1 protein-coding gene is annotated in these 405 nt (G+C 64.4%); it reads left to right on the top strand.

The features are described 5' to 3' along the window. Positions 1–17 precede the first annotated feature (17 nt). Positions 18–405, top strand: a 388-nt coding sequence (locus AC0L3U_RS38565) for a DNA polymerase domain-containing protein (protein ID WP_473364985.1), incomplete at its 3' end; no start/stop codon positions are given.

Raw genomic sequence — 405 nt, 5'->3', positions numbered from 1 at the left:
ACCTCAAGGACTGCGAGTTGGTCACGCGGATTTTCGAGAAGACCGAGCTGCTCAAGTTCCTGCTGGAACGCGCCAGCGTCACCGGGCTGCCGGCCGACCGCAATGGCGGCTCGGTCGCCGCGTTCACCCACCTCTACATGCCGCTGATGCACCGCCAGGGCTTCGTCGCGCCCAACCTCGGCGACAAGCCACCCCAGGCCAGCCCCGGCGGGTTCGTCATGGACTCGCGTCCCGGTCTCTATGAGTCGGTGCTGGTACTGGACTACAAAAGCCTGTACCCGTCGATCATCCGCAGTTTCCTGATCGACCCGGTGGGCTTGATCGAAGGCCTCAAACATCCCGACGACAGCGACTCGGTGCAAGGCTTTCGCGGTGCGCGTTTCTCCCGCACCCGGCATTGCCTGC

It is taken from the genome of Bradyrhizobium sp. Kon69 (assembly GCF_055807515.1).
Note: the sequence above shows the minus strand (reverse complement) of the source record. Positions and strands in the feature narration are given on the sequence as shown.